The sequence below is a fragment of the Bacillus sp. AR13-1 genome, assembly GCF_008042285.1.
In the GTDB taxonomy this organism is placed as follows: domain Bacteria; phylum Bacillota; class Bacilli; order Bacillales; family Bacillaceae_G; genus Bacillus_A; species Bacillus_A mycoides.
In genome coordinates this window covers 65187-88326 of sequence record NZ_QNUA01000010.1, presented here as the reverse complement: position 1 = coordinate 88326, position 23140 = coordinate 65187, and the positions used below count along the sequence as shown (strand labels likewise).

General features: G+C 37.3%; 24 protein-coding genes. 23 read left to right on the top strand and 1 reads right to left on the bottom strand.

Annotation, left to right across the window (positions count from 1 at the left end):
* The first annotated feature begins 2 nt into the window (after window positions 1–2).
* The 15 genes from remA to spoVM all read left to right on the top strand — a co-directional run bounded on the left by remA (window position 3) and on the right by spoVM (window position 14256).
* Window positions 3–266: an extracellular matrix/biofilm regulator RemA gene (gene remA, locus DN408_RS08470; RefSeq protein WP_001251456.1), complete on the top strand. Its 264-nt coding sequence runs from the start codon at window positions 3–5 to the stop codon at window positions 264–266.
* Between the two features lie 13 nt (window positions 267–279).
* Complete coding sequence (gene gmk / locus DN408_RS08465) at window positions 280–897, top strand: guanylate kinase (RefSeq protein ID WP_002014492.1); 618 nt, start codon at window positions 280–282, stop codon at window positions 895–897.
* A 2-nt stretch (window positions 898–899) separates the two neighbouring features.
* Window positions 900–1112: a DNA-directed RNA polymerase subunit omega gene (rpoZ, locus tag DN408_RS08460; protein WP_002014493.1), complete on the top strand. Its 213-nt coding sequence runs from the start codon at window positions 900–902 to the stop codon at window positions 1110–1112.
* Window positions 1113–1309: 197 nt separating this feature from the next.
* The gene (gene coaBC, locus DN408_RS08455) at window positions 1310–2515 is read left to right on the top strand and encodes a bifunctional phosphopantothenoylcysteine decarboxylase/phosphopantothenate--cysteine ligase CoaBC (RefSeq protein ID WP_002014494.1); all 1206 of its coding nucleotides are present in this window, start codon (window positions 1310–1312) and stop codon (window positions 2513–2515) included.
* Entirely contained in the window at window positions 2512–4917 is a 2406-nt protein-coding gene (gene priA, locus DN408_RS08450; RefSeq protein WP_147740061.1) for a primosomal protein N', read from the top strand. Before coaBC ends, priA begins: the two co-directional genes overlap by 4 nt.
* 11 nt (window positions 4918–4928) lie before the next feature.
* On the top strand, window positions 4929–5399 hold the full coding sequence (def, locus tag DN408_RS08445; RefSeq protein ID WP_002014496.1) for a peptide deformylase: 471 nt from the start codon (window positions 4929–4931) through the stop codon (window positions 5397–5399).
* 22 nt (window positions 5400–5421) lie between these two features.
* On the top strand, window positions 5422–6366 hold the full coding sequence (gene fmt / locus DN408_RS08440; RefSeq protein ID WP_002014498.1) for a methionyl-tRNA formyltransferase: 945 nt from the start codon (window positions 5422–5424) through the stop codon (window positions 6364–6366).
* Complete coding sequence (rsmB, locus tag DN408_RS08435) at window positions 6363–7697, top strand: 16S rRNA (cytosine(967)-C(5))-methyltransferase RsmB (RefSeq protein ID WP_002128834.1); 1335 nt, start codon at window positions 6363–6365, stop codon at window positions 7695–7697. Before fmt ends, rsmB begins: the two co-directional genes overlap by 4 nt.
* 4 nt (window positions 7698–7701) lie before the next feature.
* Window positions 7702–8790: a dual-specificity RNA methyltransferase RlmN gene (rlmN, locus tag DN408_RS08430; RefSeq protein WP_002014500.1), complete on the top strand. Its 1089-nt coding sequence runs from the start codon at window positions 7702–7704 to the stop codon at window positions 8788–8790.
* A gap of 4 nt (window positions 8791–8794) precedes the next feature.
* The gene (locus DN408_RS08425; RefSeq protein WP_002066780.1) at window positions 8795–9547 is read left to right on the top strand and encodes a Stp1/IreP family PP2C-type Ser/Thr phosphatase; all 753 of its coding nucleotides are present in this window, start codon (window positions 8795–8797) and stop codon (window positions 9545–9547) included.
* Between the two features lie 8 nt (window positions 9548–9555).
* Window positions 9556–11529 carry a Stk1 family PASTA domain-containing Ser/Thr kinase gene (pknB, locus tag DN408_RS08420; RefSeq protein WP_002014502.1) on the top strand — a complete coding sequence of 658 codons (1974 nt, stop codon included), beginning with the start codon at window positions 9556–9558 and terminating at the stop codon, window positions 11527–11529.
* A 270-nt stretch (window positions 11530–11799) separates the two neighbouring features.
* Window positions 11800–12681, top strand: a complete 882-nt coding sequence (rsgA, locus tag DN408_RS08415; RefSeq protein ID WP_002014503.1) for a ribosome small subunit-dependent GTPase A — start codon at window positions 11800–11802, stop codon at window positions 12679–12681.
* A 2-nt stretch (window positions 12682–12683) separates the two neighbouring features.
* Entirely contained in the window at window positions 12684–13328 is a 645-nt protein-coding gene (gene rpe / locus DN408_RS08410) for a ribulose-phosphate 3-epimerase (protein ID WP_147740060.1), read from the top strand.
* A 100-nt stretch (window positions 13329–13428) separates the two neighbouring features.
* Window positions 13429–14109 carry a thiamine diphosphokinase gene (locus tag DN408_RS08405; RefSeq protein WP_002014506.1) on the top strand — a complete coding sequence of 227 codons (681 nt, stop codon included), beginning with the start codon at window positions 13429–13431 and terminating at the stop codon, window positions 14107–14109.
* Between the two features lie 66 nt (window positions 14110–14175).
* A complete protein-coding gene (gene spoVM / locus DN408_RS08400) occupies window positions 14176–14256 on the top strand; it encodes a stage V sporulation protein SpoVM (RefSeq protein ID WP_001213599.1) in 81 nt (26 codons plus the stop codon).
* A 73-nt stretch (window positions 14257–14329) separates the two neighbouring features.
* On the opposite strand, the gene rpmB is transcribed toward spoVM, so the two are convergent.
* A complete protein-coding gene (gene rpmB, locus DN408_RS08395) occupies window positions 14330–14518 on the bottom strand; it encodes a 50S ribosomal protein L28 (protein WP_000124776.1) in 189 nt (62 codons plus the stop codon).
* A 378-nt stretch (window positions 14519–14896) separates the two neighbouring features.
* Between rpmB and DN408_RS08390 the strand changes: the two genes are divergently transcribed.
* From DN408_RS08390 to acpP, 8 genes are all read left to right on the top strand, one after another.
* On the top strand, window positions 14897–15259 hold the full coding sequence (locus DN408_RS08390; protein ID WP_002014507.1) for an Asp23/Gls24 family envelope stress response protein: 363 nt from the start codon (window positions 14897–14899) through the stop codon (window positions 15257–15259).
* 22 nt (window positions 15260–15281) lie between these two features.
* Complete coding sequence (locus tag DN408_RS08385; RefSeq protein WP_002128829.1) at window positions 15282–16958, top strand: DAK2 domain-containing protein; 1677 nt, start codon at window positions 15282–15284, stop codon at window positions 16956–16958.
* Window positions 16959–17382: 424 nt separating this feature from the next.
* Window positions 17383–19431: an ATP-dependent DNA helicase RecG gene (gene recG, locus DN408_RS08380; RefSeq protein ID WP_002014510.1), complete on the top strand. Its 2049-nt coding sequence runs from the start codon at window positions 17383–17385 to the stop codon at window positions 19429–19431.
* A gap of 88 nt (window positions 19432–19519) precedes the next feature.
* Entirely contained in the window at window positions 19520–20113 is a 594-nt protein-coding gene (gene fapR, locus DN408_RS08375) for a transcription factor FapR (protein ID WP_000747354.1), read from the top strand.
* Complete coding sequence (gene plsX / locus DN408_RS08370) at window positions 20110–21102, top strand: phosphate acyltransferase PlsX (protein ID WP_002128828.1); 993 nt, start codon at window positions 20110–20112, stop codon at window positions 21100–21102. Before fapR ends, plsX begins: the two co-directional genes overlap by 4 nt.
* A 14-nt stretch (window positions 21103–21116) precedes the next feature.
* Entirely contained in the window at window positions 21117–22061 is a 945-nt protein-coding gene (gene fabD, locus DN408_RS08365; RefSeq protein ID WP_002128825.1) for an ACP S-malonyltransferase, read from the top strand.
* Window positions 22061–22801 carry a 3-oxoacyl-[acyl-carrier-protein] reductase gene (gene fabG, locus DN408_RS08360; protein ID WP_002014514.1) on the top strand — a complete coding sequence of 247 codons (741 nt, stop codon included), beginning with the start codon at window positions 22061–22063 and terminating at the stop codon, window positions 22799–22801. The genes fabD and fabG overlap by 1 nt, the downstream gene beginning before the upstream one ends.
* 69 nt (window positions 22802–22870) lie before the next feature.
* Complete coding sequence (acpP, locus tag DN408_RS08355; protein ID WP_002014515.1) at window positions 22871–23104, top strand: acyl carrier protein; 234 nt, start codon at window positions 22871–22873, stop codon at window positions 23102–23104.
* Window positions 23105–23140 lie beyond the last annotated feature (36 nt).

Genomic DNA, 23140 nt, shown 5'->3' with positions numbered 1-23140 from the left:
CTATGGCCATGCGGTTTTTAAATATTGGATACGGAAATATTGTATCTGCTCATCGAATTATTGCTATTGTAAGTCCGGAGTCAGCTCCTATTAAACGGACAGTACAGGAAGCGCGTGAACATAATGCTTTGCTTGATGCTACGTATGGGAGAAAAACAAGGGCGGTTATTGTTATGGATGATGGGCATGTAGTATTAAGTCCAATTCAGCCAGAGACGATTGCACATCGTTTGAATAATAAAGAAGATTTAAGTGAGGAAGGGTAGGTTTTACATATTTATGAGAAGTAGAAGAGGATTGCTCATCGTTCTTTCGGGACCTTCTGGTGTCGGGAAAGGAACGGTTCGAAAAGAGCTGTTTAGCCATGAAGACACACGTTTTCAGTACTCTATTTCAGTAACGACACGTAAACCGCGTGAAGGTGAAGTAGATGGTGTGGATTATTTCTTTAAAGAGAGAGAAGAATTTGAAGAAATGATTCGTAATGAAAAGTTACTTGAATGGGCTGAGTTCGTTGGTAATTATTACGGAACACCGATTGATTATGTTGAAAAAACGTTACAAGAAGGAAAAGATGTGTTCTTAGAAATTGAAGTGCAAGGAGCAATTCAAGTTAAGAAAGCCTTCCCAGCAGGTGTATTTATTTTCTTAGCACCTCCAAGTTTATCTGAACTAAAGAACCGAATTGTCGGCCGTGGTACAGAAACTGAAGATGTTATTGAAAATCGTTTAACTGTAGCGAAAGAAGAAATCGAAATGATGGACGCTTATGACTATGTTGTAGAAAACGATCAAGTTGAATTAGCTTGCGACCGAATTAAAGCAATTGTGGTTGGTGAACATTGCCGCCGCGAAAGAGTGGCAAAATACTATAAAGAAATGACGGAGGGTCTATAATTATGTTAAATCCATCAATTGACTCATTATTAACAAAAATCGATTCTAAATATACACTTGTAACAGTAGCTGCAAAGCGTGCACGTGAAATGCAAATTGCTGACAATTGTGTTATTGAAAAGCCTGTTTCTTATAAATGTGTAGGTAAAGCATTAGAAGAAATCGATTTAGAAGTATTAAAATATGTACCAAGCGATGACACAATAATTGATTAAGACATTCTTTTCGACAAATTAAAACATAGACTTTATAATTTTCTATGTAACGGTAACAACCTATTTACAAGTAGGTTGTTATTTTTTTACGATAGGGATGAAAAGGAATCGAAAAAGACGGAACGAAATACTGGTACTGACGAGCTGGAAATTCTATTTCAGTAGAATAAGTTTGAAAAAGAAAGAGGACGAGTCATATGCTAAAAGGGAAAAAGATACTTCTATGTGTAACAGGAGGCATTGCAGTTTTTAAAGCGGCTGCGTTAACAAGTAAATTGACACAAGCTGGCGCTCTTGTAAAAGTAATGATGAGTGAGTCGGCAATGAAGTTTGTTACGCCTCTTACATTTCAAGCACTTTCTCGCCATGATGTATATACGGATACGTTTGATGAGAGAGACTCCGCTGTTATTGCTCATATTGATTTAGCGGATTGGGCAGATGTTGTACTTGTTGCACCTGCTACAGCTAATTGCATTGGAAAGTTAGCTGGCGGTATTGCTGATGATATGATTACAACTACTTTGTTAGCTACTACAGCTCCGGTGTGGATTGCACCTGCTATGAATGTGCATATGTATGAAAATAAAATTGTTCAAAAAAACATGATGACGTTAAAAACATTAGGATATACATTTATTGAGCCTGGGGAAGGTTTTTTAGCATGTGGTTATGTAGCAAAAGGAAGACTGGAAGAACCTGAAGCAATTATTGGACGATTAGAAGAGGCTTTCTCGGAACAACAACCATTGCAAGGAAAACGAATATTAATAACAGCTGGACCGACACGTGAAAAGATTGATCCGGTTCGTTTTATGACGAATTTTTCTTCTGGAAAGATGGGGTATGCGATCGCAGAAGTTGCAGCAGGCTTAGGTGCTGATGTCATACTTGTGTCAGGACCGACAGCATTAGAGTCACCATTACATGTCACAACAATACAAGTGGAATCTGCACAAGATATGTTAGAGGCAGTCCTTCAGCATTATCAGAGTGTGGATGTTGTCATCAAAACAGCAGCCGTTGCAGATTACCGTCCGAAATATGTTCATGATAATAAAATGAAAAAGAAAAATGGCGATGCTGTAATTGAATTAGAAAGAACAGTGGATATTTTAAAAACGTTAGGTGAGAAGAAGGACCGACAGTTACTTATCGGTTTCGCAGCTGAAACGACAAACATAGAGGAATACGCAACGAGAAAATTACGTGAGAAAAATGCAAATATGATTGTTGCGAATGACGTGAAAGCGCAAGGAGCTGGGTTTGGTACGGATACAAATATTGTGACAATGTATAGAAAAGATGGAGAAATCATTGAGCTGCCACTTTTAACGAAGAAAGAAGTGGCTCGTGAAATATTAAAGCAAATAGAAATGATGTTAGAAGATGATTATGTATGAAGTTTGCAAGTGTAATTGTTGATGTACCTGCACGTCAAACAGATCGACCGTTTGATTATATTATCCCTAAAAAATGGGAAGATATCGTGCAAAAAGGAATGCGTGTAGTAGTCCCATTCGGTCCGAGGAAATTGCAAGGTTTTATTATTGGCATAAAGGATTCGGTTGAACTAGAAAGTAAAAAGTTAAAAGCGTTGTATGAAATATTAGATGTCACTCCGGTTTTAAATGATGAATTATTAAAACTTGGGTATTGGCTTACAAGTGAAACGTTATGTTATATGATTTCAGCTTTTCAGGTGATGCTTCCGACGGCGATTAAAGCAACATATAAAAAGCGTCTGCAACTTCGTAACCGAGAAGAAGTAGCACCAGAAATTCTTTCTTTATTTCAAGGGAAGGAAACGATAGATTGGGAAGTTATCGAAGCACAGCCGCACCTATATCGCACTATTCAACAAGAAATTAAAAATGGTACGACTGAAGTGGTTTATCAAGTAAAGGATAAAGTGCAGAAGAAGAAACAAAGAGTAGTTCAACCGGAGTTGCCGGCAGATAAATTGGAATTAGCAGCATTTGAACTGAAAAGTAAAAAACAACAAGATGTACTCTATTATTTTGTAGAAAACTACAAAAGTGTACCGTTAAAAAATTTAACAGAAGAATTACAAATAACAGATGCTCCAATAAAAGCACTTGTTAAAAAGGGTCTAATCTCAGAAAAGTATGTAGAGGTATACCGGAGTCCGTATGACGATGATGATTTTGAACAAACGAAACCATTTCCGCTTACTGAGGAACAAAAACAAGTAATTACACCGATTTTGTCATCAATTACAAATGAAACTTACAATCCATTTTTACTATATGGTGTTACAGGAAGTGGTAAGACTGAAGTGTATTTACAATCTATAGCAGCGGTGCTCGAGAAAGGAAAAGAAGCAATTGTGCTTGTTCCTGAAATTGCGCTAACGCCCCAGATGGTAGATCGCTTTAAAGGTAGGTTCGGTTCGCAAGTTGCAGTTCTTCACAGTGCGCTTTCTGTTGGCGAGAAATATGATGAATGGCGAAAGATATTAAGAAAAGAAGTGAAAGTTGTAGTTGGTGCGCGTTCAGCTATTTTTGCTCCATTCGAAAATTTAGGAATCATTATTATTGATGAAGAGCATGAATCAAGTTATAAGCAAGAGGATAACCCAAAGTATCATGCAAGAGATGTAGCAGTGTGGAGAGGACAATACCATAAGTGTCCAATCGTTCTCGGAAGTGCAACGCCGACACTTGAATCGTTTGCTAGAGCGAAAAAAGGTGTCTATGGGTTGCTTACAATGGAAAAACGTATGAACAAACAAGCTTTGCCGACTGTAGAAATTGTTGATATGCGTGAAGAGCTTCGTGATGGAAATCGCTCAATGTTTTCAAAGGCACTGCATGAAAAAATAGCAGATCGATTAGAAAAGAAAGAACAAATGGTTCTCTTTTTAAATAGAAGGGGTCATTCTACGTTTGTGATGTGTCGTGATTGTGGGTATGTCGTACAATGTCCGCATTGTGATATTTCGTTGACATATCACAAAATGAACCATCGTTTAAAGTGTCATTATTGTAGTCATGAGGAAAATATGCCAACGGAGTGTCCTGCTTGTAATAGTACGTATATTCGTTTCTTTGGTACAGGGACGCAAAAGGTTGAAGAAGAAATCACAAAACTATTCCCTGAGGCGCGGGTCATTCGAATGGATGTGGATACAACAAGCCGTAAAGGAATGCATGAAAAATTATTAAAGGCGTTTGGTGAAGAGAAAGCAGATATATTACTTGGAACACAAATGATTGCAAAAGGGCTTGATTTTCCGAAGGTGACGCTTGTTGGCGTTTTAACGGCGGATACGATGCTTCATCTACCTGATTTTCGGGCGAGTGAAAAGACGTATCAGCTATTGACACAAGTGAGTGGACGTGCAGGAAGACATGAATTGCCAGGTGAAGTTGTAATTCAAACGTATACGCCGGAACATTACAGTGTAGAATTAGCAAAGAATCAACAATATGATGTATTTTATGAGCACGAAATGCAAATGAGGCAAATGAGACAATATCCGCCATATTACTACGTTGTACTTGTAACTGTATCTCATCCGGAGTTATTAAAGGCAGTCCAAGTGACGGAAAAAATTGTCGGTCATTTACGAACGCATTGTTCAAGGCAAACAATGGTGTTAGGGCCGGTTGCTTCAGCAATTCCAAGGATAAAAGATAGATATCGTTACCAATGCATGATAAAATACAAACGGGAACCAAACTTAAAGAACGTGCTCAAAATGGTAAATGAACATTATCAAGCAGAAATGCAAAAAGAGCTACAAATCTCAATTGATTTTAATCCAACAATGTTAATGTAGCGGAGGGAAATATGGCAGTTTTAGAAATTGTAAAGCATCCAAATGAAGTGTTAGAAACACCATGCGAAAGAGTAATTAACTTTGATAAAAAGTTAGTGAAATTGTTAAAAGATATGCATGAAACAATGTTAATTGCAGACGGAGTTGGTTTAGCTGCGCCACAAGTGGGTGTAAGCTTACAAGTTGCTGTTGTTGATATAGGTGATGATACAGGTAAAATTGAATTAATTAATCCTGTTATTTTAGAAAAACGTGGTGAACAAGTAGGTCCCGAAGGCTGCTTAAGCTTTCCGGGACTTTATGGTGAAGTGGAGCGTGCAGATTACATTAAAGTACGTGCACAAAATCGTCGCGGTAAAATATTTTTATTAGAAGCGGATGACTTCTTAGCGCGTGCAATTCAGCATGAAATCGATCATTTACACGGTGTTTTATTTACATCTAAAGTGAAAAGGTATTATGAAGCAGGCGAATTAGAATAGGTTTAAAAGGAGCGGTTTTTGAATGATGAAAGTAGTATTTATGGGGACACCGGACTTTTCTGTGCCGGTGCTTCGTCGTCTTATCGAGGACGGATATGACGTAGTTGGTGTTGTAACGCAACCTGATCGTCCAGTTGGTAGAAAAAAGGTTTTAACACCTACTCCTGTTAAAGTAGAAGCGGAGAAACATGGTATTCCAGTAGTACAGCCGTTAAAAATTCGTGAAAAAGACGAATATGAAAAAGTATTAGCACTAGAGCCAGACTTAATTGTAACAGCAGCATTTGGACAAATCGTACCGAATGAAATTTTAGAAGCGCCAAAGTATGGATGTATTAATGTCCACGCATCATTACTTCCAGAACTTCGCGGTGGTGCACCAATTCATTATGCGATCATGGAAGGTAAAGAGAAAACAGGTATTACAATTATGTATATGGTAGAAAAATTAGATGCGGGCGATATATTAACGCAAGTAGAAGTAGAAATTGAAGAGCGTGAAACAACAGGTTCATTATTTGATAAGTTAAGCGAAGCAGGAGCACACCTTTTATCTAAAACGGTTCCTTTACTAATTCAGGGTAAACTAGAACCAATTAAACAAAGTGAAGCTGAAGTGACGTTTGCATATAATATAAAACGTGAGCAAGAGATAATTGATTGGACAAAAACAGGTGAAGAAGTATACAATCACATTCGCGGATTGAATCCATGGCCAGTTGCTTATACGACTTTGGCAGGACAAGTTATTAAAGTATGGTGGGGAGAGAAGGTCTCTATTACAGAGAAAGCTGAACCAGGTACAATAGTAGCTCTTGAAGAAGATGGATTTGTTGTTGCAACAGGGAACGAGACAGGCGTTAAAATCACTGAATTGCAACCATCTGGTAAAAAGCGTATGAGTTGTTCACAATTTTTACGTGGAACAAAACCTGAAATTGGTACGAAGTTAGGAGAAAATGCATGAGACAAAATGTTCGTGAGTTAGCTCTGGATGGCTTAATTCAAGTAGAAAAAAGTGGTGCATATAGCAACTTACTTTTAAATAATTTGATTGAAAAAAATACAATTGACAGAAAAGATATTGGTTTATTAACTGAAATGGTATATGGAACAATTCAACGTCGTGACACACTAGATTATTATTTACAACCATTTTTAAGAAAAAAGGTTGAAGCGTGGGTAAGAGTGTTGCTTCGCCTATCTCTATATCAAATGCTATATTTAGACCGAGTTCCAGAAAGAGCGGCTATTCATGAAGCAGTTGAGATTGCAAAGCGTCGTGGGCATAAAGGGATTTCAGGCATGGTGAACGGAGTATTGCGTTCAATTCAGCGAGAAGGTGTACCTTCGTTAGAAGAAATCGAAAATCCAGTAGAACGTCTTGCGATTGCAACGAGTCATCCAATGTGGCTTGTACAAGAATGGGCATCCGAATATGGTTTAGAGACAGCAGAGAAAATGTGTGAAGTAAATATGTTGCCACCTGTACCAACAGCACGTGTAAATGTTGATAAAGTAACGGTAGAAGAAGCGGTTGCGTTATTAGCTGATGAGGGTATAGAAGCAAAACGTGGTGAATTGTCAGAGGATGCAATTCAAATTGAAAGAGGAAATGTCGCACATACAGAAGCGTTCAAAAAAGGTTTCCTTTCTATTCAAGATGAAAGCTCAATGCTTGTAGCACGTGCTTTAGAACCGAATAAAGGAGATACAGTTCTAGATAGTTGTGCTGCTCCTGGCGGAAAAACAACTCATATTGCAGAGCGTTTGGACGGAACTGGTAAGGTAATGTCGCTTGATTTACACGCACATAAAGTACGTTTAATTGAACAACAGGCGAAGAGACTTGGTTTAGAAAATGTAGAAACGATGGCTTTAGATGCTAGAAAAGTTCAAGAGCATTTTGCAAATGAATCTTTTGACAAAATATTAGTAGATGCACCATGTTCTGGATTTGGTGTTATTAGACGTAAACCTGATATTAAGTTAGGTAAAGATAAGGGCGATAGTGAAAGGTTATCAACGATTCAACTTGCGATACTAGAAAAAATAGCACCATTGTTAAAACAAGGTGGTCGCCTTGTTTATAGTACGTGCACAATTGAAAAAATAGAAAATGAACAAGTAATAAAGCAATTTTTACAAGAGCATCCTGAATTTGAATGGGATACTACGATAAAAGATCGCATGCCAGAAAAGTTAAATCCGTATATTGATGAAGGTCAAGTACGAATTTTACCGCATTATTTTGCAACAGATGGCTTTTATATTGCTTGTTTAAGAAAGAAGGTGTAGCATCATGGAAACGACTGTAAAAAAACAAAAGAAAAATCTAGAAACAAAGAAACCATCAATTTATTCTTTACAACTTCATGAAATGCAAGATTGGTTAAAGGAACAGGGAGAACCTAAGTTCCGTGCAGGACAAATTTTTGATTGGCTATATAAAAAACGTGTAAAAAATTATGAGGATATGTCAAACCTTGCTAAAGGATTGCGCGATAAATTGTCGAATTCCTTTGATATTACTACTTTAAACACTTTAGTAAAACAAACGTCTTCGGATGGAACGATTAAATTCCTATTCCAGTTATACGATGGATACTCTATTGAAACTGTACTAATGCGACATGAATATGGAAATTCCATTTGTGTAACAACACAGGTGGGTTGCCGCATTGGCTGTACGTTCTGTGCTTCTACACTTGGTGGGTTAAAACGAAACTTAGAGGCTGGAGAAATTGTAGCGCAAGTAGTAGAAGTTCAGCGTGCGCTTGATGAAACAGAAGAACGTGTAAGTTCTCTTGTTGTTATGGGAATTGGAGAGCCATTTGATAATTATGATAACTTAATGTCATTCTTACGCATTGTAAATCATGAAAAAGGAATTCATATTGGTGCAAGACATATGACAGTTTCAACAAGTGGAATTGTTCCAAAAATTTATAAGTTCGCTGAAGAAGATATGCAAATTAATTTTGCGATTTCATTGCATGCTGCAAATACAGAGATACGTTCAAAATTAATGCCGATCAACCGTGCTTATAAGCTACCTGATTTAATGGAAGCTGTTAAATACTATGTAAATAGAACAGGGCGTCGTATTACATTTGAATATGGCTTATTTGGAGGAGAAAATGACCAAGTTGAGCACGCTGAAGAACTTGCTGCGCTCTTAAAAGGTGTAAAATGTCATGTAAACTTAATTCCGGTAAACTACGTGCCAGAACGTGATTATGTACGTACGCCACGAGAGCAAATTTTCTTATTTGAAAAGACGCTAAAAGATCGTGGAGTGAATGTAACCATTCGCCGTGAACAAGGTCATGATATTGATGCAGCCTGTGGTCAGTTGCGTGCAAAGGAGCGCAAAGAAGAGACGAGGTGACTAGATGAAAGCCGTGTTTCTATCGGATAAAGGAAAAGTTCGTCAACATAATGAAGATAGTGCAGGAGTTTTTCGCAATTTAGATGGAAATATTTTAGCGGTAGTAGCAGATGGAATGGGAGGTCATCGAGCTGGCGATGTAGCTAGCTCGATGGCTATTCAATTATTCCATGATTATTGGAAGCAAACGCATAATATGAATGAGCCTAAAAAGGTAGAAAAGTGGTTACATACTAACGTTGGAATTATTAATGAGCGCATATATGCTTACTCTCAGCAGCATGCAGAATGTAATGGCATGGGAACAACACTTATAATAGCCATTTGTACATCGAATTTTGTGACGATAGGTCATATAGGAGATAGTCGTTGTTATATGGTATCAGAGGGGAAAATGACGCTTGTAACGGAAGATCATTCGCTTGTAAATGAACTTGTAAGACATGGCGAAATTTCAAAGGAAGATGCAGAATATCACCCGAAAAAGAATGTTTTGTTAAGAGCATTAGGAAATGAAGAAACAGTTGGATTAGATGTTAAAACATTGGTGCTTGAAGAAGATGATCAATTACTTCTTTGCTCGGATGGATTGTCTAACAAAGTTTCTATTGCTGATATGCAACAAATTTTACAATTGAATGAACAGCTCGAGGCGAAGGGAGAGCATCTCATTCAATTAGCAAATGATCGTGGTGGAGAAGATAATATTACCCTCGTTATTATTGATTATACGGATTCGACAAACGAAAGTAGGTGAAGTGCAACGTGCTGATTGGAAAACGCTTAAATGACCGTTATAAGCTGCTGAAAATGATTGGCGGTGGAGGAATGGCCAATGTATATTTAGCTCATGATGATATACTCGGCCGAGATGTAGCGGTAAAAATATTAAGACTCGACTATTCAAATAATGAAGAGTTTATTAAACGTTTCCATCGAGAAGCGCAATCTGTTACAACGTTGTCGCATCCAAATATTGTGAATATGTATGATGTTGGGGAAGAGGATGATATATATTATCTTGTAATGGAATATGTACCTGGACGAACATTGAAGCAATACATAATTGATCGAGGGATGTTACCGATAGGAGAGGCTCTTGATATAATGGAGCAGTTAACGTCCGCTATGGCACACGCCCATCATTTTGAGATTGTACATCGTGATATTAAACCGCACAATATTTTGATTCGAGATGACGGAGTGGTCAAAGTAACAGACTTTGGAATTGCGACAGCTACAAGTGCAGCAACAATTACACATACAAATTCGGTGCTCGGTTCGGTGCATTATTTATCACCAGAACAAGCGCGCGGCGGTATAGCGAATAAACAATCAGATATTTATTCACTTGGGATTGTTATGTTTGAATTGTTAACAGGAAGACAACCGTTTTCTGGTGAATCTGCTGTTGCAATTGCGTTAAAACATTTACAAAATGAAATGCCATCTCCAAAAAGATGGAATGACAATATTCCACAAAGTGTTGAAAATATTATATTAAAGGCAACTGCGAAAGATCCGTTCCATCGATATCAATCTGCTAACGCGATGAAACGAGATATTGAAACAGCACTATACCCAGAACGAATAAATGAACAACCATTTTACATACCAGAAGATATGGAAGCAACGAAAGCGATTCCAATTATTCAACAAGAACAACTATTTCAAAATGTAAGTGATGAAACGATTGTATTAAAAGGAAGTAAAGTGGATGAACAAGTAAGAAAAGAAGAGACCAAATCAGGTAAGAAGAAAAAGCGAAATAATAAATGGCTGAAAGTTTTAATTACAACATTTTTACTTTTAGCGATAGGGATAACATTAGCACTTACTGTTATTCCAGGCTTCTTTATTCCGAAAGATGTGAAGGTTCCTGATGTGGCTGGTATGAAATATACGACAGCTGTAAATACATTAGTTGAAAAAGGTTTTGAAGTTACTGAACCTAATCTTGTATATACAGATGATGTTGAAGCCGGAAAAGTGATAAAAACAGATCCTATAGCAGGAAGAGTAGTGAAAGAAAACTCTAAAATTACTATCTATCAATCAGGTGGGAAAAAGAAAAGTAAGATGCGTGATTTGACAGGAAAAGATTTCGAGAGTATAAGAGCTGAGTTAGAAGAAGAATATAAACAAGTTACAATAAATTATATTGAAAATGATAAGCCGAAAGGTGAAATTGTAGAGCAAATACCAACGCCTGATCAAATGGTTATAGAGACAGAACAAGAACTGAAAATTTGGGTAAGTAAAGGACCTTATCAAATAAGACCAGGTGATTTTTCAGGATGGACTGAAAATAGTGTAAAAGGTTATTTAAATGAAAGAAAGCTTGTTTCTGATATAAAAAGAGAGTATTCAGATACGGTTGATAAAGGTCTTGTTATTTCACAGTTACCAAAGCCTGGGACACCTTTAAAAGAAGGAGATAAAGTATCGATTGTTATCTCCGATGGTCCGAAGCCTAAAGTGACGAAAACGGTAAAAGTGGATAACATTTCTATCCCATATGAAGCTTCTGCAACAGGTGAGAAAAAGCCGCAAACAATAGAAATTTATAAAGAAGATATGCAGCAAAAAATGGATAAACCAGTTGAAACGAGAACAATTACTGAGTCAGCGATTATTTCTTTAGAATTTGTAATTCAAGAAGGTGCAAAGGGACACTATAAAATTGTCCGAGATGGAGTAACGATTATGGACAAGGAAGTACCATATCCAGCTCAATAATAGTGAATTCCATCGTCCTTATATAGAAGATGGAATTTATTACTCTTGCCTGTTATGCTGTCTACATCGTGGACTGTATAACAGGCAAAAATATATGATTCAAAAAGCTGTAAAAGTGATACTGTTGTAAATAATATTTCAAATTTGATGGTAGATTAAATATATGAACCTGGATATATATTTGGTGGGCTTTGAACTAATTGTTTAAAGAACGCTAGTCTATTCATATTTAATTGCAGTTTCATTTTATACAAAATAAAGGAGAATTATATGCCAGAAGGAAAAATTGTAAAAGCTCTAAGTGGGTTTTATTATGTGCAGAATGAGGAAGGGATTACACAATGTCGTGGGCGTGGTGTATTTAGGAAGAATAAAATTACGCCACTTGTAGGAGACCAAGTTGTTTTTCAAGCGGATAATCCGAATGAAGGTTATGTGTTAGAAGTATTTGATCGGAAAAATGAACTTGTTAGACCTCCTATTGCTAATGTTGATCAAGCTATTCTTGTTTTCTCTGCGGTAGAACCAGATTTTAATCCAGGACTGTTAGATCGATTTTTAGTATTAATTGAATATCATAACATTAAACCAATTATTTGTATTAGTAAGATGGATTTAGTAGATGAAAAAATGAGAGAAACTGTTGAATCTTATGCAAATGATTATCGTGAAATGGGTTATGATGTGTTGTTTACTTCAATAAATACATCGGAAAGTATTGATATTCTGAAACCATTCTTAGAAGGTTGTATTTCCGTCGTTGCAGGCCAATCTGGTGTTGGGAAATCTTCAATGCTAAACGTATTACGTCCAGATTTAGAATTGAAAACTAATGATATTTCTTCACATTTAGGACGTGGAAAGCATACGACAAGACACGTAGAATTAATTACAGTTGGAAGCGGACTTGTTGCGGATACACCTGGTTTTAGTTCGCTTGATTTCATAGATATAGAGGTAGAAGATCTTACATATTGTTTTCCAGAGTTGAAAGAAGCGAGCCAATACTGTAAATTTAGAGGGTGTACACACCTTGCTGAACCGAAATGTGCGGTGAAAGCTGCGGTTGAAGAAGGAAAGATTACCGAATATCGTTATAAGAATTACAAACAATTCGTAGAAGAAATTAGAGAGAGAAAGCCGAGGTATTAGTCATGATTAAAATTGCACCATCGATTTTATCAGCAGATTTTTCAAGATTAGGGGAAGAGATTAAAGATGTAGAAAAAGGCGGAGCTGACTACATTCACGTCGATGTAATGGATGGGCATTTCGTACCAAATATTACGATTGGACCATTAATTGTAGAAGCAATCCGTCCGATTACATCATTACCGTTAGATGTACATTTAATGATTGAAAATCCTGATAACTATATCCCAACTTTCGCAAAAGCGGGAGCGGATATTATTACTGTTCATATAGAAGCGTGTCCTCATTTACATCGTACAATTCAGTTAATTAAATCTCATGACATTAAAGCAGGGGTTGTATTAAATCCGCATACTCCAGTTTCAACGATTGAGCATGTATTAGAAGATATAGACATGGTATTACTTATGACAGTAAATCCTGGATTTGGCGGGCAGAAGTTTATTCATTCTGTATTACCGAAAATCAAACAAGTTGCAGAAATGGTTAAAGAGCGAAATCTAGAAGTGGAAATTGAAGTTGATGGTGGTGTCAACGCTGAAACGGCAAGACTTTGTATTGAAGCAGGAGCGAATGTTCTTGTAGCGGGATCAGCAGTATACAATCAAAAAGACCGCGGTGAAGCAATTCGTGTAATTCGCGGATAAAGAATGAACGAACCTTTATCCTAGTGAAGCTTCTAGTTCATTAAGACTTCACTATTTATACATGTTAGAGTGGCAAATAAGGAGAAAGGCAATCTACCGAATGGCAGATTGCCTTTTTACAATAGAAGGGGAAGGAAAAATGATTATTCATATTTTAGCGGGAGGACCTGCAGAATACTGCGCAGATTTTTCGCGGTATGAAAATGAAGAAGTAGTTTGGGCGGCCGTTGATAGAGGAGTGTACCGTTTGTTGAAAAGAGGAATCACTCCGGCTGTTGCGTTTGGGGATTATGATTCAGTTACTGATGAGGAATTAGCATGGATGAGGCAACAAACAAATGAATTACATATCGTCCCGCGAGAAAAAGATCAAACAGATTTAGAAATTGCAATTAGCTGGGCTTTAGAACAGAAACCAAAATTAATTCGTATTTTTGGTGCTACTGGTGGAAGACTTGATCATGGTTTAGCAAATATTCAGATGCTTTTAAAGGGATTAGAAGTAAATATAGAAATGTGTATTGTGGACAATAAAAATGAAATAATGGTGAAAAAGTTTGGTATGTATATAATTGAAGGAAACGAACATTTTCCATACGTATCATTTGTACCAGTTACTGAAAGGGTAGAAGGTATTACACTTCACGGTTTTAAGTATCCCCTTACTAATAAAACAATAGAGTGGGGATCGACACTTTGTATTAGTAATGAACTCGTTGAGGAAAAAGGTACTTTTTCATTCACTTCTGGCATATTAATGATGATAAGAAGCACTGATTGAAGAAACAATTTTGCTCCTTGCATCATATAGTGAACAAGTGGAGTAATGGGGATTAGGAGGGAAACCATGAGATTTTATACAATTAAGTTACCTAAATTTCTTGGTGGAATTGTTCGTGCGATGTTAAATACCTTCAAAAAAGACTAAAAAAAGCACCTATTACCGGTGCTTTTTCCAATGGTATAATAAAAAAAGAGCCTAGCGGCTCTTTTTTTTATTATTAAACACGTTCGATTTTGCCAGATTTTAATGCTCTAGCAGAAACGTAAACACGTTGAACTTTTCCGTCGATGCGTACGCGAACTTTTTGAAGGTTAGCGCCCCATTTACGTTTTGTAGCGTTCATTGCGTGAGAACGAGAGTTACCAGAACGAGCTTTTCTTCCAGTGATAGCACAAACACGAGCCATTTATATTTCCCTCCCTTAACTACCGTAACATACGTAATTTTTCAATATTAGTCTTTTATGCGATGCTAAAAACACTACTATAATTTAACACAACTAAAAAGAGAATGCAACACCGTAGGAAAAAGAAATCAAGAAAAAATACTTGACACTATATGTCAATGAAGAAAAGGTGAAATCAAGAAAAATTGCTTGACATATTATAGTGGTACATGTTGTATAATAACAATGGACTATTTTGCTCATCATAAAAAAATGTAATTTAAAACATAAAATATGAGAGTGAAAAAGAAAGAACGATGGAATTTTCTTTAAAAAGATTATATGATAGTAACTAAAGTAGTCTAGCTCACTTTCACCATTTATGAAGGGGGAAACGAGATGTCAATTGAAATTAAAACGAAGTACGGTCAAATTGATATTAGTACAGATGTAATTGCAACAATTGCTGGAGGTGCCGCAGTAGATTGCTACGGTATCGTAGGTATGGCATCAAAAAATCAGTTAAAAGATGGATTAACAGAAATTTTACGAAAAGAAAACTTCACTAGAGGCGTTATTGTTCGTAAAAATGAAGATGAAGTACATATTGATATGTATATTATTGTGAGCTATGGTACGAAAATTTCAGAAGTAGCACATAACGTGCAGACTAAAGTGAAATATACATTAGATCAAACTGTAGGACTAGCAGTAGATTCTGTAAACATCTACGTACAAGGAGTTAAAGTAATAAACTTGTAATGTGCATTAAGGAGGAAAATCTGTGTCAATTCAAAAAATTGATGGAAAACGTTTATCACAAATGATCATTCAAGGAGCCAATAATTTAACAAATAATGTTCAGCTTGTTGATGCATTAAACGTATTCCCAGTTCCAGATGGCGATACCGGTACAAACATGAACTTATCAATGACTTCAGGCGCACGTGAAGTGAAAGCAAATCCTTCGCAGCATGCTGGTAAAGTCGGTGTAAGTTTAGCCAAAGGATTATTAATGGGAGCTCGTGGTAACTCTGGGGTTATTTTATCTCAGTTATTCCGTGGTTTCTCTAAATCCATTGAACAAAAAGAAGAATTAACGACAGTTGATTTTGCTGCAGCTTTAGAAGCTGGAGTAGAGGCAGCTTACAAAGCGGTTATGAAACCAATTGAAGGAACGATTTTAACGGTTGCAAGAGAAACGGGTAAATATGCAGTGACAGTTGCGAAAAAACAGCGCGACTTTGTTTTGTTTATGGAAGACGTTGTAAAAGAAGCAAACGCATCGTTAAATCGTACGCCAGATTTATTACCTGTATTAAAACAAGTTGGCGTTGTAGATAGCGGTGGTAAAGGTCTTGTTGTTGTATATGAAGGATTTTTAGCTGACTTAAAAGGAGAAACGATTTCTTCTAATATGCCTGCCCAACCATCTATGAATGACATGGTACGTGCAGAACATCACCGTAGTGTACAAAGCCAATTGAGTACAGAAGATATTAAGTATGGATATTGTACGGAATTTATGGTGAAATTAGAGCCTGGAAAAATGAAGGAACATAATTTCTCTGAACAAAAATTCCGTGAAGATATTAGTGTGTACGGAGATTCACTACTTGTTGTATCGGATGATGAGGTTGTAAAGGTTCATATTCATGCGGAACATCCTGGAGATCCTATGAACTATGGACAACGTTACGGTAGTCTAATTAAGATTAAAGTAGAAAATATGCGTGAACAGCATACTGCTTTATTAGATGAACCTACCATGGTACCTGAACAAACGAATCAGCCAATAGAGAAACAACCGTATGGTATTGTAACTGTAGCTATGGGATCGGGTATTAAAACTCTATTTGAGAGCATTGGTGCAACGAAAGTTATCGAAGGTGGCCAAACGATGAATCCGAGTACGGAGGATATTGTGAAGGCGATTGAAGAGGCAAATGCTGAAAAAATCATTATCTTACCAAATAACGGGAATATCGTGATGGCAGCAGAACAAGCAGCGTCAGTTGTAGAACAAGAAGTTATTGTTATTCGTTCAAAAACAGTTCCTCAAGGTATGGCTGCAATGTTAGCATTTAATCCAGTTGGAACGCTAGAAGAGAATGAAGAAAACATGAAAGAAGCTTTAACTCATGTGAAAACAGGTCAGATTACGTATGCTGTTCGTGATACGGAAATTGACGGTGTAGCGATTCAAAAAGATGATTTCATGTGTATTGCAGATGGGAAAATTGTATCTACAAATGCTGAGAAAGTAGGAGCTGCAAAGCAATTACTAGAAGCGCTAATTGATGAGGATTCTGAAATCGTAACGATTCTACAAGGTGAAGATGCAACAGATGAAGAAGTGGCTAAATTAGTTGCGTTTGTAGAAGAGAACTTTGAAGATGCAGAAGTAGAAGTACATGCAGGGAACCAACCGGTGTATTCTTTCATCTTCTCTGTAGAATAAGAAAAGATTCGATTTGAAAATAAATGGGTTACTTACTTGCTAATGGATAAGAAATAGTGATATGAAGTTTATTACTAGTTTTTATTCAAAAGGCTAGCATATTGATGATAGAAAAGAGCCTTGCTGCTAATAGTGAGGCTCTTTTCTTACGTATTGTACAACTTTGTTTTATCCCGCTATTTGTGGGCAGTAAAACTTCCACCCCCTATATTCGGCTGGAGCAAAGAAGTTAAGTGGGAGATTAACTGCCCGTAAACGCCCACTGATTATAGTTTCACTTTATATAGAGGGATTAGAGTAGTTTCTCTTAGAATGCCTATGATAGAATATATAAGGTGAAAGAGAGCGATTACAGATGTCAATGATAATAATGGATAATCAATAGAATGAATCAAAGAAAATAATGTGACGGAGCGTGAGAATCTTGAATGAAGTTGTACAAGTTCCTGTTACGGATGTAAAGGGAATCGGAGGAGAAACATCTGAGTTGTTACACGAGATGGGAATTTATACAGTTTCTCATCTATTAGAACATTTTCCGTACCGCTATGAAGACTATGCGATGAAAGATCTTGCTGAAGTAAAGCATGACGAGCGTGTAACGGTTGAGGGGAAAGTTCATAGTGCTCCTTTACTGCAATATTATGGGAAGAAGAAGTCACGTCTTACAGTTCGTGTTCTCGTCGGTCGTTATTTAATTACAGCTGTATGTTTTAATAGACCATACTATAAACAAAAGTTAAATTTAGATGAAACGGTAACGATTACTGGTAAATGGGATCAGCATCGCCAAACAATTGCTGTATCAGAACTGAATTTTGGACCGGTTGTACGACAACAAGAAGTAGAACCTGTATATTCAGTGAAAGGAAAACTGACAGTAAAACAGATGCGCCGGTTTGTTGCACAAGCATTTAAGGAGTATGGAGATTCTATAGTCGAAGTGTTACCAGATGGTTTGTTAAGTCGATATAAATTATTATCACGCTATGAAGCGCTCAGAGGGTTACATTTTCCAGTGGGACAGGAAGACTTAAAGCAAGCGCGTCGCCGTTTTGTATATGAGGAGTTTTTCTTGTTTCAGTTGAAAATGCAAACATTACGGAAAATGGAAAGGGAAAACTCGAAAGGGACGAAAAAGGAAATTTCATTAGTAGAATTGCAAGAGTTTACTGATGCGCTTCCGTTTCCATTAACTGGTGCACAACGCCGGGTTGTAGATGAAATAATGAAAGATATGATATCTCCGTACCGAATGAATCGATTATTGCAAGGGGATGTAGGTTCTGGGAAAACAGTTGTTGCTGCGATTGCTCTTTATGCGGCGAAATTGGCTCATTATCAAGGTGCTTTGATGGTTCCTACAGAAATTTTAGCCGAGCAACATTATCAGTCGCTCGCGGAGACGTTTTCACATTTCGGTATGAAGGTTGAATTGCTAACAAGTTCTGTTAAAGGTGCGAGACGTCGAGAAATTTTGTCGAGATTAGAACAGGGAGAAGTAGACATCCTTGTTGGAACGCACGCTTTAATTCAAGACGAAGTTATATTTCATAGGTTAGGTCTCGTTATTACCGATGAACAGCATCGATTTGGTGTGGCGCAGCGCCGGGTTTTACGTGAGAAAGGTGAAAGTCCAGATGTATTGTTTATGACGGCGACCCCAATCCCGCGTACGTTAGCTATCACTGCATTTGGAGAGATGGACGTTTCTATTATCGACGAAATGCCAGCTGGTAGAAAGGTAATCGAAACGTACTGGGCAAAACATGATATGTTAGATCGTGTCCTCGGCTTTGTGGAGAAAGAGATAAAAAAAGGAAGACAGGCATATGTTATTTGCCCTCTTATTGAAGAGTCTGAGAAGCTTGATGTACAAAATGCTATCGACTTACATAGTATGCTGACTCATCATTATCAAGGGAAATGCCAAGTTGGATTAATGCATGGGAGACTATCATCTCAAGAAAAAGAAGAGATAATGGGACAGTTTAGTGAAAATAAAGTGCAAATTCTTGTGTCGACAACAGTTGTTGAAGTAGGCGTGAATGTACCAAATGCGACTGTTATGGTTATTTATGACGCGGAACGTTTCGGTTTATCACAGCTCCATCAGCTGAGGGGGCGTGTTGGGCGTGGTAGTGAACAATCATATTGTTTATTAATTGCGGACCCGAAATCAGAAACGGGAAAAGAAAGAATGCGCATTATGACTGAAACAAATGATGGATTTGTATTGTCAGAAAAAGATTTAGAGTTACGAGGTCCTGGGGATTTCTTTGGAAGTAAGCAAAGTGGTCTACCAGAATTTAAGGTTGCTGATATGGTACATGATTATCGGGCGTTAGAAACAGCAAGACAAGATGCAGCGATACTAGTTGATTCAGAAGCGTTTTGGCATAATGATCAGTATGCTTCGCTGCGTACTTATCTTGATGGGACAGGTGTGTTCCAGGGAGAGAAGCTCGATTAAAAGTAGTCTGCAAAAGTTTTTGTTGCATTCTACTTTTAATGATTATATACTACTTTTAGTACCTAGTCATAAAAATGGATGGTGCGGTATGAAAAAAAGAAGAAGTAAAAAAGAAAGACAAGAATTATTACAACAAACAATAGAAACGAATCCTTTTATAACGGATGAAGATTTAGCGGAAAAATTTCAAGTGAGCATACAAACTGTTCGTCTTGATCGTATGGAATTATCTATTCCTGAATTAAGAGAACGAATTAAGCATGTGGCTACAAAACAACATGAAGAAGATGTGAAATCTTTACCGTTAGAAGAGGTTGTCGGAGAAATTATTGATATAGAATTAGATAGACATGCGATTTCTATCTTTGAAGTAAAGGTAGAACATGTATTTAAAAGAAATCAAATTGCTCGTGGGCATCATTTGTTTGCACAAGCAAACTCACTAGCTGTTGCGGTTATTGATGAAGAATTAGCTTTAACTGCAAAGTCCACCATTCGATATATTCGTCCTGTAAAATTAGGAGAGCGTGTTGTTGCAAAAGTACGTGTTGAAGATGTAGAGAATGATAAAGGACGGACGGTTGTCAAAGTGCGTAGTTTTGTTGGAGAAGAACTTGTCTTTACAGGCACTTTTGAAATGTATCGATCTAGTAATTATAGTGAGGAAGGTAACAACTTATGAAAATCGCAATAGATGCAATGGGCGGCGATCATGCACCAAAGGCTGTAGTATTAGGAGCAATGAAAGCTATTAAGGAATACTCAGATTTACATATTACGTTAGTAGGGAAAGAAGAGGGAATTCGTCAATATTTAACGAGTGAAGAGCGAATTACTATACTTCATACGGACGAAAAAATTGAATCGACAGACGAACCAGTAAGAGCGGTTCGTCGAAAAAAACAAGCTTCAATGGTACTAGCGGCGCAGCAAGTAAAAGACGGCGTAGCGGATGCTTGTATATCAGCAGGTAGTACAGGAGCTTTGATGGCAGCTGGATTGTTTGTTGTTGGTCGTATGGAAGGAATTGAACGACCAGCTTTATCACCTACAATGCCAACTGTTGATGGAGAAGGTTTTGTTATGTTAGATGTTGGAGCCAACGTTGATGCAAAACCAATTCATTTATATCAATATGCAGTAATGGGCTCTGTTTACGCAGAGAAGGTAAGAGGAATTAAAAATCCACGCGTTGGACTTTTAAACGTTGGAACAGAGGATGGTAAAGGAAACGAGCTTTCAAAACAAGTCTTTGCTATGCTCAAGGATGCACCAATTAATTTCGTTGGAAACGTTGAATCAAGAGATTTATTGCAAGGTGTAGCAGACGTTGTTGTATGTGATGGTTTTACGGGTAATGTAGCGCTAAAATCATTAGAAGGAACAGCACTTGCGTTATTCTCTATGTTAAAAGAACAATTAATGAGTTCGTTTACGAGCAAATTAGCAGCAGCGGTATTAAAACCAAAACTTATGGTATTGAAAGATAAAATGGATTATTCGGAGTATGGGGGAGCGGCGTTGTTTGGATTGAAAGCTCCTGTCATTAAGGCTCACGGTTCTTCTAATGACCAATCGATATTTAGTGCGATTCGTCAAACGAGAGAAATGGTAGCGAAAGAAGTAATTCCTACAATTTCAAGTGTAATGGAGAAGGAGCCGCTTCAATAAGAGGAGGATTTGAAATGGGAAAAATAGCATTTCTTTTTCCGGGCCAAGGTTCACAGGCAGTTGGAATGGGTAGACAGTTAGCGGAGAATAATAAAGAGGTTGCGAAAGTGTTTGCAAAAGCGGATGAGGTTTTGCATGATTCTCTTTCAGAAGTGATTTTTGAAGGACCGCAAGAAAAGTTAACATTAACGACAAATGCGCAGCCGGCACTATTAACAACGAGCTTTGCAATTTTAACAGCTTTGAAGGAGTATGATATTACACCTGATTTTGTCGCAGGACATAGTTTAGGTGAATATAGCGCTCTTGTAGCTGCTGGTGCATTAACATTCGAAGACGCTGTATATGCTGTAAGGAAACGCGGGGAATATATGGAAGAAGCTGTTCCAGGCGGGGAAGGTGCAATGGCAGCTATTTTAGGTGCGGATCCGGATATGCTGAAACGAGTTACAGAAGAAGTAACAAGTGAAGGATATGCAGTACAAATTGCTAATATGAATAGTACGAAGCAAATTGTTATTTCTGGAACAAAGCAAGGAGTAGAACTTGCTTCTCAAAGAGCGAAAGAAAATGGTGCTAAAAGAGCAATTCCGCTCAAAGTAAGTGGACCGTTTCATTCCTCGCTTATGAAACCAGCTGCTGAGAAATTCCAAAGTGTTTTAAATGAAATTACAATTCAAGACACGAATATTCCTGTTATTGCAAATGTTACGGCAGATGTTATTACGCGTGGTACAGATATTCAAGCAAAGCTAATTGAACAGCTCTATTCGCCTGTATTATGGTACCCATCTATTGAGTATATGGTGAATCAAGGGGTAGATACATTTATTGAAATCGGACCTGGAAAAGTACTTGCTGGTCTTATGAAGTCGATTGATTCTTCAGTGAAAGCATATGCGGTATATGATGAAGAGACATTAAAAGATACCATTTCAAATTTGAGAGGAGAAAGCTGATGTTAAAAGGGAAAGTAGCATTAGTAACTGGTGCTTCACGTGGGATTGGTCGTGCGATTGCTATTGATTTAGCGAAACAAGGGGCAAATGTTGTAGTAAATTATGCTGGTAATGAGCAAAAGGCGAATGAAGTAGTTGATGAAATAAAGAAATTAGGTTCAGATGCCATTGCAGTAAGAGCAGATGTTGCAAATGCTGATGATGTTACTGCAATGGTGAAACAAACTGTAGATACGTTTGGACAAGTTGATATTCTTGTAAATAACGCTGGTGTAACAAAAGATAATTTATTAATGCGTATGAAAGAAGAAGAATGGGATACAGTTATTAATACAAACTTAAAAGGTGTTTTCTTATGTACGAAAGCAGTATCGCGCTATATGATGCGTCAACGTCATGGACGTATTATTAATATCGCTTCTGTTGTTGGTGTAACAGGAAACCCAGGACAAGCAAATTATGTTGCTGCTAAAGCTGGTGTAATTGGATTAACAAAAACATCAGCAAAAGAATTAGCGAGCCGAAATATTACTGTAAATGCAATTGCTCCAGGGTTTATTGCAACTGATATGACGGATGTATTAGATGAAAATATAAAAGCCGAAATGTTAAAATTAATTCCTGCAGCTCAGTTTGGAGAAGCACAAGATATCGCAAATACTGTAACGTTTTTTGCTTCTGATCAAAGTAAATATGTTACAGGTCAAACGTTAAATGTTGATGGCGGTATGGTAATGTAATAAAAGAATCGATTTCAACTAGTTTTTTTGGACAATATTTTATATAATATTTGAGGGGAGGTGAATAGAATGGCAGATGTTTTAGAGCGTGTAACCAAAATTGTCGTTGATCGTTTAGGAGTAGAAGAAACTGAAGTAGTACCAGCTGCAAGCTTCAAAGAAGATTTAGGCGCAGACTCCCTAGATGTAGTAGAACTTGTAATGCAATTAGAAGATGAATTCGAAATGGAAATTTCTGATGAAGATGCTGAAAAGATTGCTACTGTTGGCGATGCTGTGACTTACATAGAGAGTCATCTATAATGCTTAAGTGAAGTCCCGTTTTTTAACGGGGCTTCT

Excerpts from the sequence above, each read along its gene's own strand:
- remA (WP_001251456.1), top strand. The coding sequence starts at position 3 with ATGGCCATGCGGTTTTTAAATATTGGATACGGAAATATTGTATCTGCT.
- fmt (WP_002014498.1), top strand. The coding sequence starts at position 5,422 with ATGATGAAAGTAGTATTTATGGGGACACCGGACTTTTCTGTGCCGGTG.
- spoVM (WP_001213599.1), top strand. The coding sequence starts at position 14,176 with ATGAGATTTTATACAATTAAGTTACCTAAATTTCTTGGTGGAATTGTT.
- rsmB (WP_002128834.1), top strand. The coding sequence starts at position 6,363 with ATGAGACAAAATGTTCGTGAGTTAGCTCTGGATGGCTTAATTCAAGTA.
- rsgA (WP_002014503.1), top strand. The coding sequence starts at position 11,800 with ATGCCAGAAGGAAAAATTGTAAAAGCTCTAAGTGGGTTTTATTATGTG.
- rpoZ (WP_002014493.1), top strand. The coding sequence starts at position 900 with ATGTTAAATCCATCAATTGACTCATTATTAACAAAAATCGATTCTAAA.
- def (WP_002014496.1), top strand. The coding sequence starts at position 4,929 with ATGGCAGTTTTAGAAATTGTAAAGCATCCAAATGAAGTGTTAGAAACA.
- DN408_RS08390 (WP_002014507.1), top strand. The coding sequence starts at position 14,897 with ATGTCAATTGAAATTAAAACGAAGTACGGTCAAATTGATATTAGTACA.
- DN408_RS08425 (WP_002066780.1), top strand. The coding sequence starts at position 8,795 with ATGAAAGCCGTGTTTCTATCGGATAAAGGAAAAGTTCGTCAACATAAT.
- rpmB (WP_000124776.1), bottom strand. The coding sequence starts at position 14,518 with ATGGCTCGTGTTTGTGCTATCACTGGAAGAAAAGCTCGTTCTGGTAAC.
- fabG (WP_002014514.1), top strand. The coding sequence starts at position 22,061 with ATGTTAAAAGGGAAAGTAGCATTAGTAACTGGTGCTTCACGTGGGATT.
- rpe (WP_147740060.1), top strand. The coding sequence starts at position 12,684 with ATGATTAAAATTGCACCATCGATTTTATCAGCAGATTTTTCAAGATTA.
- rlmN (WP_002014500.1), top strand. The coding sequence starts at position 7,702 with ATGGAAACGACTGTAAAAAAACAAAAGAAAAATCTAGAAACAAAGAAA.
- DN408_RS08405 (WP_002014506.1), top strand. The coding sequence starts at position 13,429 with ATGGCAGATTGCCTTTTTACAATAGAAGGGGAAGGAAAAATGATTATT.
- gmk (WP_002014492.1), top strand. The coding sequence starts at position 280 with ATGAGAAGTAGAAGAGGATTGCTCATCGTTCTTTCGGGACCTTCTGGT.
- acpP (WP_002014515.1), top strand. The coding sequence starts at position 22,871 with ATGGCAGATGTTTTAGAGCGTGTAACCAAAATTGTCGTTGATCGTTTA.
- priA (WP_147740061.1), top strand. The coding sequence starts at position 2,512 with ATGAAGTTTGCAAGTGTAATTGTTGATGTACCTGCACGTCAAACAGAT.
- fabD (WP_002128825.1), top strand. The coding sequence starts at position 21,117 with ATGGGAAAAATAGCATTTCTTTTTCCGGGCCAAGGTTCACAGGCAGTT.
- coaBC (WP_002014494.1), top strand. The coding sequence starts at position 1,310 with ATGCTAAAAGGGAAAAAGATACTTCTATGTGTAACAGGAGGCATTGCA.
- plsX (WP_002128828.1), top strand. The coding sequence starts at position 20,110 with ATGAAAATCGCAATAGATGCAATGGGCGGCGATCATGCACCAAAGGCT.
- fapR (WP_000747354.1), top strand. The coding sequence starts at position 19,520 with ATGAAAAAAAGAAGAAGTAAAAAAGAAAGACAAGAATTATTACAACAA.